The organism is Lactococcus sp. KTH0-1S, assembly GCF_052544945.1.
This window is the reverse complement of the sequence record NZ_CP195165.1, coordinates 1405436-1420159: the sequence shown is the minus strand read 5'-3', so window position 1 is coordinate 1420159 and position 14724 is coordinate 1405436. Positions and strand designations below refer to the sequence as shown.

At 32.7% G+C, this 14724-nt stretch carries 16 protein-coding genes, 2 tRNA genes, 1 other RNA gene and 1 pseudogene; 19 read left to right on the top strand and 1 reads right to left on the bottom strand.

Annotation, left to right across the window (positions count from 1 at the left end; all coding sequences use genetic code 11):
• Positions 1 to 30 precede the first annotated feature (30 nt).
• From ACRYLU_RS06925 to ACRYLU_RS06845, 17 genes and pseudogenes are all read left to right on the top strand, one after another.
• Positions 31 to 366, top strand: a complete 336-nt coding sequence (locus tag ACRYLU_RS06925) for a putative DNA-binding protein (protein ID WP_038600362.1) — start codon at positions 31 to 33, stop codon at positions 364 to 366.
• 197 nt (positions 367 to 563) lie between these two features.
• Positions 564 to 922, top strand: a transfer-messenger RNA (tmRNA) gene (ssrA, locus tag ACRYLU_RS06920).
• An 84-nt stretch (positions 923 to 1006) separates the two neighbouring features.
• Entirely contained in the window at positions 1007 to 2785 is a 1779-nt protein-coding gene (locus ACRYLU_RS06915; RefSeq protein WP_445080803.1) for a hypothetical protein, read from the top strand.
• On the top strand, positions 2763 to 3362 hold the full coding sequence (locus tag ACRYLU_RS06910) for a hypothetical protein (RefSeq protein ID WP_260310408.1): 600 nt from the start codon (positions 2763 to 2765) through the stop codon (positions 3360 to 3362). Before ACRYLU_RS06915 ends, ACRYLU_RS06910 begins: the two co-directional genes overlap by 23 nt.
• A 71-nt stretch (positions 3363 to 3433) precedes the next feature.
• Entirely contained in the window at positions 3434 to 3805 is a 372-nt protein-coding gene (locus ACRYLU_RS06905) for a hypothetical protein (RefSeq protein ID WP_038600502.1), read from the top strand.
• A gap of 12 nt (positions 3806 to 3817) precedes the next feature.
• Positions 3818 to 4105 carry a phage holin gene (locus ACRYLU_RS06900; RefSeq protein ID WP_017864623.1) on the top strand — a complete coding sequence of 96 codons (288 nt, stop codon included), beginning with the start codon at positions 3818 to 3820 and terminating at the stop codon, positions 4103 to 4105.
• Between the two features lies 1 nt (position 4106).
• Positions 4107 to 4325 (top strand): Acb2/Tad1 domain-containing protein, encoded by a 219-nt coding sequence (locus ACRYLU_RS06895; protein WP_256294107.1) that lies wholly within the window; start codon positions 4107 to 4109, stop codon positions 4323 to 4325.
• Positions 4325 to 5104 carry a peptidoglycan amidohydrolase family protein gene (locus ACRYLU_RS06890; protein ID WP_270220117.1) on the top strand — a complete coding sequence of 260 codons (780 nt, stop codon included), beginning with the start codon at positions 4325 to 4327 and terminating at the stop codon, positions 5102 to 5104. The genes ACRYLU_RS06895 and ACRYLU_RS06890 overlap by 1 nt, the downstream gene beginning before the upstream one ends.
• A 236-nt stretch (positions 5105 to 5340) precedes the next feature.
• Positions 5341 to 6156 carry an NlpC/P60 family protein gene (locus ACRYLU_RS06885; RefSeq protein WP_052053848.1) on the top strand — a complete coding sequence of 272 codons (816 nt, stop codon included), beginning with the start codon at positions 5341 to 5343 and terminating at the stop codon, positions 6154 to 6156.
• A gap of 160 nt (positions 6157 to 6316) precedes the next feature.
• Complete coding sequence (locus ACRYLU_RS06880) at positions 6317 to 7243, top strand: peptidyl-prolyl cis-trans isomerase (protein WP_038600511.1); 927 nt, start codon at positions 6317 to 6319, stop codon at positions 7241 to 7243.
• Positions 7244 to 7685: 442 nt separating this feature from the next.
• Positions 7686 to 8192 carry a GNAT family N-acetyltransferase gene (locus tag ACRYLU_RS06875; protein WP_445080802.1) on the top strand — a complete coding sequence of 169 codons (507 nt, stop codon included), beginning with the start codon at positions 7686 to 7688 and terminating at the stop codon, positions 8190 to 8192.
• A gap of 115 nt (positions 8193 to 8307) precedes the next feature.
• A complete protein-coding gene (locus tag ACRYLU_RS06870; RefSeq protein WP_038600520.1) occupies positions 8308 to 8571 on the top strand; it encodes a hypothetical protein in 264 nt (87 codons plus the stop codon).
• 102 nt (positions 8572 to 8673) lie between these two features.
• Positions 8674 to 9033 (top strand): YxeA family protein, encoded by a 360-nt coding sequence (locus ACRYLU_RS06865; RefSeq protein ID WP_038600523.1) that lies wholly within the window; start codon positions 8674 to 8676, stop codon positions 9031 to 9033.
• A gap of 195 nt (positions 9034 to 9228) precedes the next feature.
• Positions 9229 to 9687, top strand: coding sequence for a hypothetical protein (locus ACRYLU_RS06860; protein ID WP_260310403.1), 459 nt, complete (start codon positions 9229 to 9231; stop codon positions 9685 to 9687).
• 66 nt (positions 9688 to 9753) lie between these two features.
• Positions 9754 to 10701 (top strand): annotated as a pseudogene (locus ACRYLU_RS06855) (P-loop ATPase, Sll1717 family); the annotation flags it as partial.
• Between the two features lie 553 nt (positions 10702 to 11254).
• Positions 11255 to 11506: a hypothetical protein gene (locus ACRYLU_RS06850; protein ID WP_038600535.1), complete on the top strand. Its 252-nt coding sequence runs from the start codon at positions 11255 to 11257 to the stop codon at positions 11504 to 11506.
• Positions 11507 to 11517: 11 nt separating this feature from the next.
• Positions 11518 to 11591, top strand: a tRNA-Ile gene (locus ACRYLU_RS06845).
• A 170-nt stretch (positions 11592 to 11761) separates the two neighbouring features.
• Here the strand turns inward: ACRYLU_RS06845 and ACRYLU_RS06840 are convergent.
• Positions 11762 to 12133, bottom strand: a complete 372-nt coding sequence (locus tag ACRYLU_RS06840) for a membrane lipoprotein lipid attachment site-containing protein (RefSeq protein ID WP_038600538.1) — start codon at positions 12131 to 12133, stop codon at positions 11762 to 11764.
• 1570 nt (positions 12134 to 13703) lie between these two features.
• On the opposite strand from ACRYLU_RS06840, the gene ACRYLU_RS06835 reads away from it, so the two are divergent.
• Positions 13704 to 13788: transfer RNA gene (locus ACRYLU_RS06835), tRNA-Leu, on the top strand.
• A 98-nt stretch (positions 13789 to 13886) separates the two neighbouring features.
• Positions 13887 to 14093, top strand: a complete 207-nt coding sequence (locus ACRYLU_RS06830; RefSeq protein ID WP_256294102.1) for a hypothetical protein — start codon at positions 13887 to 13889, stop codon at positions 14091 to 14093.
• Positions 14094 to 14724 lie beyond the last annotated feature (631 nt).

Sequence of the window (14724 nt, the reverse complement as noted above, 5' to 3'; positions counted from 1 at the left end):
AATGATATAAATTTTGTTATAATAGAGTTTATGGAAATCGAAAAAACGAATCGGATGAATACTCTTTTTGAGTTTTATGCGACACTCTTGACTGATAAACAAATGAATTACATTGAACTTTATTACGCTGATGATTATAGTTTGGCAGAGATCGCTGAAGAATTTAATATCAGTCGTCAAGCTGTCTATGACAATATCAAAAGAACAGAAAAAGTACTTGAAAGTTACGAAGAAAAATTACATCTTTTTAGTAATTATGTGGTTCGTAATCAATTGTTAGAAGAACTGATGACAAAGTATTCTACTGACCAATATTTAATCAGTAAATTACAAGAAATTCAACAAATTGATGAAGAAGAGTTTTAAAGAATTTACTGACAGAAATTTTTTTATTACTGACAGCTTTGAATCAAATGATAAAGGAATCTGTCAGCTCACCTTTCTCATAGAAAATACATACTTTAATGAAAATTTACTGACAGAAAAGTTGAAATATGCTATAATTAGACTTCAAGGTTCAAAGATTTACTGACAAAATAATCAGTAGCTCTCTCCTAAAATTTGGGGGCGTTACGGATTCGACAGGCATTGTCGCGCATGAACTGCAACTGCTGAGGGATCAGGATAATCATCCGCAGATAAATATAACTGCTAAAAATAATACACAAACTTACGCAATGGCAGCCTAAACAGCACCATGCGTGCCTGATTTTTGCTCACTGATGGCAACTTGACGGCCTAAACTTTTAGTCAGATACGTTGTTGTGGAGGCTTGACGCAGCAAAAGAGATTTAAAGCCCCGCAAAATGTCGCTGTTTGAGACTGGCTTTGGCATTTTGTTAAATTTGAGAAAGTCCTATGGTTGTAGACGTTGATGTAGCAAGGTGTTTGGACAGGGGTTCGACTCCCCTCGCCTCCATTGAATGGATTTTATAGAATCCTATAGTATTAGAAATCGCTCAACAGAGCGGTTTTTGTTTTTTATATTCCGATATGATACGCTAAATTGATTCATTATAAACCAACGGTTTATGAATACGTCTCAATTGGAACTTTTTATGTCACTAAGTGTGACCCAGATAGAAACGAAAATAAAACGACACTTGAAGCAAGTGATCGTTTTGTTTTTTTGGAAAGTGAATATGTTTCTGAACTGCCCTATCCTGCGTCTATTCGAGATGTTGCGTTAGAAATTGCAAATAAAAGTGGTTCTATCATTAATGAAACAAATTTTTTAATGATTAGCACTTCGAAAATAAATAAACTCGAGGGTTATACTTTCAGAAAAGCTATTGGGCTAATTGCACAGTTTGAAGCAGGTTATGCGAGATTTAGCCGGATTAATCAATTAGAAATCATGCAATTAATTGACCCTAAGTTTGCAGTTTCACCAGCAGAATATTTTCAAAAGGGGCTAACAAAAAATGAATTAATGTACAAAATTGGTGGTATCTCTTGTACAGTACCTGTTCAAAGCGAGAATAGCAGTGAACAAGTCACTTATACAGCTGGTAGTAATACTGGGCCACAGATTGTTTTAGAAAATAAAGTAATGACCCAAGATTTACTTGATAATATTTATCAGAAAGTCAAAGATATCAATTTTTATCCTTTTACTTTAAATTGGAGAGGCAACCCAGCTTTAGAAACAGGGGATTGGCTAACGCTTACTGATAGATATGGGACACCATTTAAGACTCCTAATTTAAGTTATACTCTAAACTTTAAAGGAGGGTTGACAGCAACTAGCTCAGCTAATACCAATTCTTCAGCTCAAACAGTCTCAGCTTATTCTCCACCACTTAATCAAATCATTAAAGATATTAATTCTCGTGTTGATGCAGCTGGTAAAAATTCAGTCTATGATGGAACAGAAGAACCTCCTTATCCTAAAGAAGGAGATATTTGGTTCAAAAAAAATGGCCCAGATGATGAAATATGGGTTTATACGAAACTCGTGGACGGAACTTATGATTGGGTGCTTCAAACCTCTACTCGATTACCAGATGATATACAAGAAAAAATTGATAATTCCGTTCCTTCTGATGGAATTGTAAAAACAATCAATTTATCACAAGAGATGGATGGTAAAGAATGGTTAAAGATAACTGGTGCCAAAATCTGGTTGACAGATCAAACAAAAATAGATGATGCCATCATTCGGGACGCTATGATTGGAAGTCTTAGTGCCTCGAAAATCAACGCTGGAACTTTGAATGCGGCAACAATAGATGTAATTAATTTGAACGCTAAATCTTTGAGCGCAGGGACTATTAGTGGAAAAAATTTATCTATAAATCTTGACACTGGTGCCGTTCAATTTCAAAAGGGATATATTGCTGGTGCAGATAATCTAATTCGCTTTGATTTAAATAACAGCTTGTTTCAGTCATTTAGTTCTGGAGGTTCAGGATTTAAAGTTCAATACGGAAGATTTACCTTTTATGATGTTAATCAAACAGAAATAGGTTTCGTGCAACCTTGGGCCTATCAAGATAATCCTGGTATTTATTTAAAAGGTGCAAAAAATCTAAATTTGGAAGGTGATACTGTTAGTATACAACTTGGGACCACTACATATGGGACAAATAGAATAATAATGTTTGGGCGAACTACAATGGTAAACCAAGCAGAAATCTTTGGTAAATTAACCGTAGGTGGTGATTTAAGTGTTATTGGCTCAAAAAATGCGGCTCATGTTACGAGGGATGGCCTTAGGTTGACGCCAGCTTATGAGACAGCAGAATCCTATCTAGGAGATATTGGGACTGCAGAAAGAGTTTGATTCTCATACAAGTGATGCATCTAACCCACATAAGGTTACTGCCTCACAAGTTGGTTCTTATTCTAAAAGTGAATCAGATGACAAACTAGCAACTCAGAAACAAGCAATGGATTCTCATGTCAATAATAAAGCTAACCCCCATGCAGTAACCGCAAGCCAAGTTGGGGCTTACTCAAAACAGGAAATAGATACAAAGTTATCAAAGGCTGTAATGGCTGATGATTCTGGAAAAGTTATTATTAAGGATTTAGTGGCTTCTAGCATTACATTACCTAATGACACTAACGGATGGATCACACTTCAAAACTTGCATTATAAAAAGAAAAATGGACTTGTTAGTTTTTGGTTCGACTTCACAACAACAGCATCTGGAACTGCTATAGTCGGTACTTTCCCAGATGGATTTATTCCACCTAATGACGTCATGTTTGTTATTGTCAACTGGACTACCACAACGGCATCAAGTAAAGTTTTACAGTTAACAGGATTGAACAGTAGCATAAATACTGGTTTAGTTGGTATTCTAAACGCTGCAGCAAATACACGATACACAGGCCACTTTACATTTTCAGTATAAAAAGAAAGACAAAAATGATTACTAAATGATTCTAATTACAGTTTAAGTATGATATTTAGAAAGAAGGAGTAATGGAGTTAGAAAAAATTGTTGAGCAGCACGAAAGTCAGCTTCAACAACAAAGTAAGGAAATAAAACAGCACAGCAAAGAAATTGCTCGGCTTAGTGACATGTCTGTTGAAATGCAAAAGCAAATGAGTGAGGGATTGGCTCGTGTTGATGAATCAAATCGCTTTTTGCGAGAGCAAAATACTCGTCAATCTGAACAGAATGCGCAAATTTTGCAAGCTGTTATCAAGGGGAATGAAAGCTCAGATGAACGTCAGTTTCAGTTGAAATTACTTGATAAAACAAACTTTTGGAAGTTGGCGCTTGGAATCGGAGGTTCTGCAGCAGCAATTTTTGCAGCATTAACTGAAATAATCAAAGTATTTTTTAAATAAAGGAGAAAAAACATGAAAACAATTGATAAAGGAACACTTACAAGAACAATCTTACTCTGGTTAGCAATTTTAAATCAAATTTTAACAGCGTTAAACATGAACCCATTGCCTCTTGATGATAATACTGTCAGCACAGTCATCACAACAGTTTTTGCACTTTGGGCATGGTGGAAGAACAATGATTTCACTCATGCAGCCAAAAAAGGAACTGAACTTACAAAAAGTTTAAAAAATGGAGATAGTGTTCAAGTAGTTAAGGCATCTGATTCTGACCATGAATTCACAGAGGGAGGCGAATAATATGGGAAATAACAACGATAATATTTTTACTTATCATAAGCCAAATGAAAAAACAGAAGACAGATATACCCAACTTCGTGCAAAAGCACGAGAGTTTTCAGAGCTAGTTGATAAACTTGTTCCTGCTAGTCGTGAACAATCATTGGCCAAAACAAAGATTGAAGAAGCGGTAATGTGGGCTAATGCTGGAGTTGCTAGAAACGTCAAAGGAGGCGAATAATGTCAAGTATTGAAAATATGATTGCTTGGATGCAAGCACGAAAAGGCAAAGTTACTTACTCGATGACTTCACGAATGGGGCCCGATAGTTATGACTGCAGCTCATCAGTCTTCTTTGCCATGATTGCTGGAGGATTTCTGTCAGCAAGCTCAATGGGTAATACTGAAACTTTGTTTGGAATGTCAGGAACGAAACTCAAAGAAATTAGTCGTGGAGAAGTACAACGTGGTGATATTTTTATCTCAGGCACTCCAGGAGGTTCGGCTGGTTCAGACGGACACACAGGTATTTTCCTAAGCAATGGTTCATTCATTCACTGTTCTTACACTCACAATGGAATTGTGGTTGATACGAATGATGCATACATGAGCACTCGCTTACCACATCACTTTTATCGAATCGTTGGCTCAGGCTCAGGAAATACTGACAACAAACCTCAAATGGTTACCTTAAATGTTGATGGACAATTTGGAAATGCGACTGTTAAACGATTGCAAGAATACTTTGATACAGCTGGCAAAGATGGAGTAATTAGTCACCAGTACAAACAAAGCTTTAATCAAAATATTTATGCTGCACAGTTTGATTTATCACTGACAGGCTCAAACGTAGTTAAAGCCTTACAAAGATTCTTGGGAATTGGACAAGATGGCTTATTTGGACAAGCTACGATTAAAGCATTACAAAAACATCTTGGAACCACACAAGATGGAACAATTAGTCCAGTTTCTGATTCTGTCAGAGAATTACAACTGCGATTAAATGCGAATAAATTGTAAGATAAAAAAATACTTCTATGGTTAGTTTAAATCGTTAACAAATGTTAACGTTTTCTTTGAAATGTAGTGATATAATCTTCCTGTATTCTAACTTTTTGAATGACATATAGGATATATAATAATTTACCATTGGAGATTTTATGAAAAAAAATTTAAAAAGGCTGTTGTCTCTACTCACATTACTTAGTATTATTTTTGGTATAAGTATATTTAGTTCAAAAGTTCATGCGGAAACGGTGCAACAACAAAAGGTGGTTCAGGAAGCGAATAAGTACCTTGGTGTCCCTTATGTATGGGGTGGAAACACACCTGCTGGCTTTGATTGCTCAGGTTTAACCCAATATGTATATTCTCATGCAGTGAATATTTCGCTACCACGAGTGACTACTGCGCAGGAAAAAGTGGGAAGTGAAGTATCACTAAATAGTTTGCAACCAGGAGACCTTCTTTTCTATGGAATGAGAGGTAATACTACACATGTTGGTATTTATATTGGCAATAACAAAATGATACATGCACCACAGCCTGGACAAAATGTTACAACTGTTGATATAAAGTACTATTATCCAGATTTTGCTAGAAGAATTCTATCATCAACACCTGCTCCAACTCCAAATAATGACGGTCAAAAAGCGGGAGAACAATATGTCTTTAGATTATATAATCCTAATGCAGGACAACATGTTTATATGACAAGCGTTTATGAAGCGACACAAACCCAAAAAGCAGGTTGGACTTACGAAGAAAAAGGTGGATGGGTAGCACCGACTACTGGATCACCGGTTTATCGATTGTACAATAAGACTAGTGGGGAACACTATTACACAATGAGTTCTTATGAAAGAGACAGTTTGGTAAAAGCAGGTTGGAATTATGAACAAGTATCATTTTACTCTGGTGGTACTGTACCAGTTTACTGTCTATTTAATCCAAATGCTAAAGGAACTCAAGAGAGCCATGCCTACACAGTAAGTTCTTACGAAAAAGATTCTTTAGTATCTGCAGGGTGGCGTTATGAAAAAATTGCTTTTTATGCTTTGAGAACAAGATAAATGTCTTGTAGATTCATTGGATAATACAATATGAAAATCCAAATATATGAATAAATTATCCCTGACTTCTGTCAGGATTTTTTTGATACTCTTAAGGGAAAGTTAAGAAGTAAAATATAAGATAAATAATATTATTATAAAAAAAGAATGAAGGTTTTTAATGAATTTCAAAAAGAAAAGTTTGGTTATTGCAACTACAATTATTTTAGGGGCTACGTTAGTAATTCTATCAGGATGCTCTAGTAGTAATAATGCGGTGCCAAACAAAGATATTGTGACAATGAAGGGAGATTCAGTAAAAGTTTCTGATCTTTATAAAGAGTTGCAAACTTTCCCTAATATATCATCAACTGTTTTAGTTCAAAACCTTACTTTTGATAAGATATTGAGTAAAGATTTTGCTAAAGAAGCTGATGATAAGGCGCTTACTAAACAAGTAAATACTTTAAAATCTCAATACGGAGATCAATTTTCTTCAATGCTACAACAATCAGGGTTAACAAATGAGAACTTAAAGGCGTATCTTCGTACAGGAATGCTTGAACATGCAGCAATTGATGATGATATCAAAAAAACTCAGTACACTGATGCTAACCTTAAAAAAGCTTGGGAATCTTATCACCCAGATGTGACGGCTTATGTTGTTTCTGAAACATCAAAAGATGCAGCAGCAAAAGCATTGGATGCCGCTAAAAAAGATGATGCTGGTAAAGCAAGCTTTGAAAAAACAAATGCTGAAAGCAAAGTAACATTTAACTCAGCTTCAACAAGTGTTCCTGCTGAAGTTCAAACAGCTGCGTTCAAATTGAAAAATGGTGAGTTTTCAGATGTCATTGAGTCTACAAGTTCATCAACAGGTGCTACTTCTTACTATATTGTTGAAATGGTAAAAACATCTGAAAAGGGAACTGACATGAACAAGTACAAAAAAGAACTTCAAAATGTTATAAAAACTGAAAAAGAAAGCGATACCACATATAACAACAGTGTCATTACTAAGTATCTTAAAAAGAATGATGTAGAAGTTAAAAATAAATCTTTCTCTTCAATTTTCTCACAATATTCTACAAGTACATCACAATCATAATATATAAAAAAACCTGACTCCGGTCAGGGCTTTCTTAAATTTTATTTTCTTTGAAAAATAATGCGGCAACAGCGATAACTAATATACAAATGATAGCCCATGGTAAGTTATCTAATGATTTGCTGAATATCATCACGTAAATAAAAAATATGAGAATAATTAATGCGATAATAATTGCCGATACGCTTGCTATAATAAAATATATCTGCAGTACTTCATCAACATTTTTGATTGGCCTATTCCCATGTAACCAGTATGACACTCCAGCCCATATTAGAGCAGAAACAAAAAGAGAAAAAATGAACATAAATAATTCCACCTATAGATTTAATTTAGTTATTTTAAGTATAGCATAAGTTAATTTATTATAGGAATTAACCCTGAATTCGGTCAGGGCTTTTTATTTTGTGTTAAAATACTTCTAAGGCTGAGGAGGTATAGCATGGAAATAAAAATAATTGATAAAAGCAATCGGTTTTCATATCAAAAATTGAGATTAAGTGCATTAAAGGTTGCCCACGAATCATTCGGCTCTACTTATGAAAGAGAAGTACAGTTTACAGAGCAGCAAATTATAGAACGAATATCACCAAACTCAAATAAATTCTTTATGGGAATTTTTGACAGAAAAGAATTAGTAGGGATGGTTTCATTTCACAAAGAAATTGGAGAAAAGGAAAGACATAAGGGCGATATATATGGAATGTTCATTCATGAAGATTACCAAGGTAAAGGTTTAGTTAAACTTTTATTGTCTACTTTAATTAATAAAGTAAAAAAAGATTATCCGGATTTAGAACAAATAAGGCTGTCAGTTGTTTCAAATAATACTTCGGGTAGAAAACTATATAGTAACTTAGGTTTTGAAAAATATGGAGTTGAAATAAATGCCTTGAAAGAAGGGGACGAATATTTTGATGAAGATTTGATGGTCTTGTTCTTAAAATAAATATTTCAATATCTATTAAATTCGAATAAGCTATAAAATCAACCCTGACTTCGGTCAGGCTTTTTTTGTTTAATATTTTTTGATAAACTAATTGTAAAGGGTTGGGAGTAGACTTATGGAAAAATCGAGCAATACAATAACATTTAAAAAGTCATTAAAAGATTCGAGTTTAGCTGCGGCTACTCTGCTTGTGTTAAGAATGATTCATAAATTACTGTTTAATTATGCTGAAACTAAGAATTATTTTCATCAATTATTTTCCACTGATAATTTAGTATTAGCATTATTTGTTTCAATATCTACAGTGATATTTATTTGGATAATAATGTCTTTTATATTTGGGATAGTTTACTATACTTATCGCAAAATCAAAGAATAAATTAACCCCAACTCTTTGGGGACTACTACAAAATTTTAAGGGAAATGCTTATAAAATTACATTAAAATTTAAATATAATTCTTTTTGGGAAGGTAAATAGCAATGAAAAAAATATTCTTTGGTTTAGTTGCAGTGTTAGTAATGATTATTGGGGCTGGTTGTGGTTGGTATAAAGTGAATTATGGGACTACTCCATATTATGTTCAAATTACCCAAGATGGTAAGAGCGAGAAAATAACCTACAATGACGGAACTTCTGGTACTATCTATCGTTATAATTTAACAGGTTACGACAAAAGTGGAAAAAGCCAACAGGTAAAATTAATAGAATCCCGAATCCTCAAGCATGATGCATATCTAAAAGCAGCATACAGTAAGAAGGAAAATGTGATCAGCTGGGAGGAAGTAAAAAAATCAGAAGTACCAGTAGCAGCTTTGGAAGAATTAAGTAGTAGAAAATAAATTAACCCTGACTTCGGTCAGGGTTTTTTTGTTGACTATTGGAATGAAAGATGATAGAACAGATAAATATAAATATAGTATAGAATTAGAGTATTGAGGCACTATCAATACGTGTTGTCAGTAGGTTAAATAGTTAGTATTTAAACGAAGTTAGGGCAATATGTAGATGATAGTGTTTTTTTTGGGGGAAATTCAATGAAATTAAGAGATGTAACTTTTGGAAAATCAGATGGATATAATGAATCCTTAGAACCTAATTTTTCCGAGATGTTTTATGAGGATACTGGTAGCTATCAAAAATTATTAGATTCAAGGAATTATATTATTATCGGAAGAAAGGGGACAGGTAAGACCACATTAGCTTCCTATTATAAATATAAATCCAATCTAAATAAAAATGAATTATGTGACCAACGATTTGCGAATGACTTTAGTCAAAAAAAATTACTAAATTTTGCGCAAGAAGATATAAACAAAGATGAAGCCTCATTATTTTGGGAATATGTTTTCTTACTTGATTTAGGAGCAGAGTTAGTGAAGTTTTATAGAAAAAGACGTTTTTTATCAGTTAATAAGTTGGTGCAAAGTAATAAGATAAAAGAGTTAGAAAAAATCCTTAAAAATGAACAAACTCGAACTGACAATATTACTTAGAGTACTTCTAATGAAGATGAAGTAAGTAGTGGTTTTACTGCTGGCAAAAAATCAAGCCTAACACTAAATGGGAAATCTAAGTATACTTCTTCAGAAACTTTGAGTAAAAGAAGAGCAATTTACTATGAGGAACAACCTAACCTAAAAAGACTAGTATTTGAGCTTTTAAAAAAATCGAAGCAAAAAATTATATTATTCTATGATGATATGGATCAATTTGAAGAATTTATGGATTTATTATCTTTCAAATCTCTAATGAAACACATGATTTATTCAGCTGATAAATTAAATCATGAGCTTTACTCTTTTAAATCCTCTAAAATATGTTTGGTTTTTAGAGAAGATATTGTTGAAATGATGAATGCCCAGGCAAATAATCTTAACAAACAAATAACTGACTCAAAAGTAGAAATTAGTTGGTTTGATACGGCTTATTCAGAACCTTGGGAACACCCGCTCATGCAAATGATTTTGTATAAAATAAAAAAAAGTCAGCCAAATAATACAAAGAATTTGGAAGAAATCTATACAGAAATGTTTGATAGAAATGTATTTGAGTTTCTAATGGATAGAAGCTTTGGAAGACCCAGAGATCTTATCCAATATTTGAATCTCTACAAGGATGAGTTTCCTGAAGATGAAAAAATTATAATTAAAAAATTGTTAAAGGTTGAGCAGAAATATTCAAAATGGTTTTATAATGAAATCCTTAATGAATTATCGATATCTCAAGATAAAGAAGCTATTGCTCAAGTAATTGATATTATTTCAGCTCGTGGCTATGTTTCTTTTACTGAACAACAATTAGTAAATTATATCAATACCACTAGTTTTCAATTAGTTCCTAATTTATCTGAAACTCTCGGAATTATGACGAGCACTAGTATATTAGGTTTAAAAATCAATGGGAAGAATACTGTTTTTGCTTATAGGATAGGTTACCCTACTAAGGCACAACATAATAGTAAATTTATTGTAAACATTGGGATTAGAAAGTTCCTTAGTTTAGGATAATTCGAGTTAATATAAATACTCCTAAGCGCCTATTAATTTAGGCGTTTTTTATGTTATAATAATTTCGAGCGGTTTAGAACTCCGGCTCACCTCATATGGTCGCTCTTTGGAGTGGCTTTTTCAAATAAAAAAAGCTCTAGCTGGATGACTTCAAGGAGTCCAACTAGAGGATGATGAGGGTTAGTACAAATTCAGAAAAAAATTTCGTATATGCAAAAATAGGATGTACTAACTATTCAAATATTATCAAGTTTTCAGATAATTGTCAATTATTTATTGTAGTATGCTATAATATAGTTGGGATGTTTGTGAGATTTCATCCTATTTCTAGAGTTAAGCTGCTCTTCGGAGTGGCTTTTTTATTTTCCTTAATATTTTTGTCAATACAAAATATGCTATAATATAAATGTCACTCCCCCATTGAATTGAATAGGTAGCGAAAAAGTTCAAGGTTAAGCTTGATAATTTCACTAAGTTATCAAAAGCAGAATTTATGGGATTGGAATTATAGTAAACCTTTGCTACATAATTAGGTAATAAGGAGAAAAATTTAATGGACGATGATGATGTAAAAAGAAATATATTAGTATCAATTTTAGTTTTAATTATTGGTGTAGCATTTATTATTGTTGATATATTTTATTTAGGTTCAGTTATAGATTTTTATCAATGTGTAATGGTGTTATCTGTTATGGTTATTTTTGGTCTCCTCTTAATAGAATCTTTTAAACAAAGAAATAAGAGAAGAAAACTTCTTCAAGAGATTGATGATGAATTAGAAAATACAAAAGAAATTGATCAATAATACAGAGATTTGGTTCTTTAGCTCAGTTGGTCAGAGCTAACGGCTCATAACCGTTCGGTCGCTGGTTCGAGTCCAGCAAGAACCATGAATACATAGTAGAAACTCCTTAAAAGGAGTTTTTTTATTTTGACTCTTTTGTGCGTTTTAACAAGAAAAAAATACCAACGAAAGGTTGGTATATATGAATTATTGATATATTTTATAAATAAATCACTGTTCCTCTTTACAACAAAAAGCAGGGATTGATTCTGTCTTCTAATATTGTTTTTTTACAAACTCGACTGCATCGGTAGTCCCTAATGTGCCATCTTTACTTACTTGTTGAAATTTTATATGAGTTTTATCAATAGGAGTGATATGAAATTCAGTTCCTTTCTTACTAACAAGTTCGATTTCTTTTTTATTGTTTTCGTCAGTGTATTCTTGTGAACATCTAGCAATGGTATGCTCTCCATCCTTAATTACCCAGTCATCATCATTTTGCATAATGATAGTGTAAGTTACATTCCAGTCCTTACTATACCAGTCGCCTTGTAACCAATCCGAACTATCTTCTCTAGTTTGACAACCACTCAATACGATCAAACTAAAACCTAAAGCTAAAATTGTAAATAATATTTTTTTCATATTGTTCTCCAAGTATATTTTTAAAAAGAATATCAAAATGTAAATTATTATGCAAGGTATTTTAATCAAAACAATATTCTTTACAAAATAACGTGATGGTAATATAATAATTCTACGAGTAGTATTTTAATAGTGTTTCAGAAAGCACCTTTTGGCGAAGGTGTTTTTCTTTATTAGAATCTAGATTAAAACGATTGGCAGATTGACAAGTAGAGGTGAAAACGCTATATATTGCTGAGCTGCCATTTCTTATTTAGAAGTAAGGCCTTCTTATTTTGGAACAAATAATTAGTAATATTTCCTTTTTGTTGGTATATTTGTATTAAAGAGGTCACAGTCTCTTGTTATTCATAACTATAGAAGTCGTGCGCTGCGGCTTCTTTATATTTACAAAAAAATGAGATTATGGTATATTGTAGGTGACTTTCTAGAGTTAGCGTTTCTTTAATTAGGGACGTTTTGCTTTACAGCAAAAAGTATAAATTATATAATATAGTCTCCCCCTTAAAATAAGTTTTTTTCATAATAACTTTCATGCTACTCTTTTATAGAGTAGTTTTTTATTTCACAAGTCGTTTCAGTTTACACTATATTATACAAGGAGTATAGTAATAATACATTCAAATTATAAACGCTTGAACACCTTGCCGCCATGCAGGGTGTTTTTGTTTACAAAATTCTGATTAAAGGTTATACTGTATGTAGTTTTGCAACTAACACCGTTTTTGATTAAGTGACGGTGTTTTTTTATTATTCGTTTAAGAAATAAGTTCTATAATACATTTATTCCGAAAAAACTTTCATAAAGTTTACTCCGAGCGTCCCTCTCCTAACTGGGGCGCTTTTTTGTGCTATAATAAATTTGAGCGGTTTAGAACTCCTGCTCACCTCGTATAGCCATTCTTCGGAGTGGTTTTTTTATATCAAAAAGCACTAGCATTAAGCCAGTGCCGGAACGTGATTAGAACAAGGTATGAATAATATAGTATAAAACTAGATTAACTTGCACTAACTGTTATAATATTAACAATTTTATACACAATTGTCAATATAGATATGCTATAATATATTTGGGATGTTTGTGTGATTTCATCCTATTTCTAGAGTTAAGCTGCTCTTCGGAGCGGCTTTTTTCTTGACAAAAATTAATGATAGCGCTATAATAAATCATCCTGATATTTTATTTCCTTGAGCTTTCTTCATCCATGAGAAGCTCATAATAAAATTTTCCTTAAACGTCTCTCCCCTTATTAGGAGGCGTTTTTTAGTATTGAAAACGGATACGAAGAATGATATAATGAAGCAGGACAAGCGAGGAGGTTTTCTCCTTATTAGATGATGGCTACTCTTTGGAGTAGCTTTTTGATTACAAAAAAACCACTAGCCCAGCGCTAGTGGAATGTAAACGTATTCCAAGAAATGGATAAGCCAAATCTTTTACCTACAAAAGTAATATTATCAGAAAAATTAATCATAGTCAAGTTTTTTTGTATGCGTTTACTTATAAATGTATTAAGTACATAATATGCTATAATATAAATGTCTCCGTTTAGTGTCTAGACGGAGATTTGCTCGAATGGCGGAATTGGCAGACGCTGCGGACTTAAAATTCGTTGGTTATTTAAACCGTGAGGGTTCAAGTCCCTCTTTGAGCATATTAAACTATAATTTAACACGAGGTACTGTGATGTGTAATAGGAATTTAATAGTGCATATAATTGAAGATATGGCTTGTTACGGTAAAAGTTTTAAAGTGTTTGCTATCAAGAGTAAAGAAGAAGCGGATATCTTTATCGACTATGTGGATGCGGACCAACCTAACCGTGATGACTATTTATATACAAATGATGAAGAATTTGAGGAAGTTATGACTTACTATAAAGAAGGAATTAGAAAATTAGAAGGAAGAGAATATGAACGTATGTCTCTTTTACAATTACTTGAACAGGTTGAAAAATAACCGGTCCCTGGTTTGAGACCAGCAAAAACCACAAAATAGAAGATTACAGACCCAAAAACCGTAATGAATGATTTTTATCTTATATAAAAAACTTCCCTCGCCTCCATTGAATGGATTTTATAGAATCCTATAGTATTAGAAATCGCTCAACAGAGCGGTTTTTCTTTTCTCTAATCCGATATGATACGATACAATCTGATAAAAGGGAGGTGGAAAATAAAAAAACGGTTTATATACACTGGTTAAAAATCAATATAATCGGAAAATTATTGTCCTTTTTTTATCTTTAGAAAATTTAGTAATGTGAGTTTAAATGTTCACTGTAGTTTTTAAATTCTCATAGCTTAGGCGATATTAAACTTATTTCAAACTCATGCCAGATTCAATAAGTAAGCTTGCTTGGGTATGTCTTAATGCGTGAATACTAATAAGTGCAATATATTTAGCTGTAGTTATCTCTGAAAGCCATTTTCGGATCAAAAATTTGTTTTGATTTAGGGTATGTTATTGCAAATTTAAAAAGATTCTACAATTTTTCTTCACCAAGAACAGCATTTCAAATTCTAATTTACTCTATATTGGTCAAATCTTACAAATATTATGAATTAAGTTTGATTTTTGTTTAGTAATT

Coding starts and splice junctions, on each gene's coding strand:
- ACRYLU_RS06925 (WP_038600362.1), top strand. CDS start 31: ATGGAAATCGAAAAAACGAATCGGATGAATACTCTTTTTGAGTTTTAT.
- ACRYLU_RS06905 (WP_038600502.1), top strand. CDS start 3,434: ATGGAGTTAGAAAAAATTGTTGAGCAGCACGAAAGTCAGCTTCAACAA.
- ACRYLU_RS06900 (WP_017864623.1), top strand. CDS start 3,818: ATGAAAACAATTGATAAAGGAACACTTACAAGAACAATCTTACTCTGG.
- ACRYLU_RS06895 (WP_256294107.1), top strand. CDS start 4,107: ATGGGAAATAACAACGATAATATTTTTACTTATCATAAGCCAAATGAA.
- ACRYLU_RS06890 (WP_270220117.1), top strand. CDS start 4,325: ATGTCAAGTATTGAAAATATGATTGCTTGGATGCAAGCACGAAAAGGC.
- ACRYLU_RS06880 (WP_038600511.1), top strand. CDS start 6,317: ATGAATTTCAAAAAGAAAAGTTTGGTTATTGCAACTACAATTATTTTA.
- ACRYLU_RS06875 (WP_445080802.1), top strand. CDS start 7,686: ATGGAAATAAAAATAATTGATAAAAGCAATCGGTTTTCATATCAAAAA.
- ACRYLU_RS06870 (WP_038600520.1), top strand. CDS start 8,308: ATGGAAAAATCGAGCAATACAATAACATTTAAAAAGTCATTAAAAGAT.
- ACRYLU_RS06865 (WP_038600523.1), top strand. CDS start 8,674: ATGAAAAAAATATTCTTTGGTTTAGTTGCAGTGTTAGTAATGATTATT.
- ACRYLU_RS06860 (WP_260310403.1), top strand. CDS start 9,229: ATGAAATTAAGAGATGTAACTTTTGGAAAATCAGATGGATATAATGAA.
- ACRYLU_RS06850 (WP_038600535.1), top strand. CDS start 11,255: ATGGACGATGATGATGTAAAAAGAAATATATTAGTATCAATTTTAGTT.
- ACRYLU_RS06840 (WP_038600538.1), bottom strand. CDS start 12,133: ATGAAAAAAATATTATTTACAATTTTAGCTTTAGGTTTTAGTTTGATC.